General features: G+C 54.0%; 1 protein-coding gene. It reads right to left on the bottom strand.

Annotation, left to right across the window (positions count from 1 at the left end; translation table 11 throughout):
• Positions 1 to 274: hypothetical protein (locus Q5762_RS38305; RefSeq protein WP_315896932.1), on the bottom strand; the 274-nt coding region annotated here is incomplete at both ends.

The following is a 274-nucleotide window of genomic DNA, read 5'->3' as shown; positions in this document are numbered from 1 at the left end:
CTCTAGCGCATGGTGCATTTGCAAATCCGCGAAGTCGTGGCGCGCCAACCGCGTAATCGCTGTCACATCGATACGATAAAGGGGGATTGCATAGCCGCCAATGCCGGGGAACAGCGATTCATCATGAGACATCGACAGCAACAAGCCCTTATTGGCCAGCAAAGCGCACGCACTATCCACAATCTCTGCATCGATCTGCATGCGCTGCAACAAATGAAAGCGCGCCATTACCGCTGACGACAATTGCCGATGTTCACCAAAGAGCGGCAGAGCA

This window comes from Streptomyces sp. P9(2023) (assembly GCF_032436795.1).
In the GTDB taxonomy this organism is placed as follows: Bacteria; Actinomycetota; Actinomycetes; order Streptomycetales; family Streptomycetaceae; genus Streptomyces.
The sequence above is the reverse complement of the archived record's forward strand: the minus strand, read 5'-3'. Positions and strand labels throughout refer to the sequence as shown.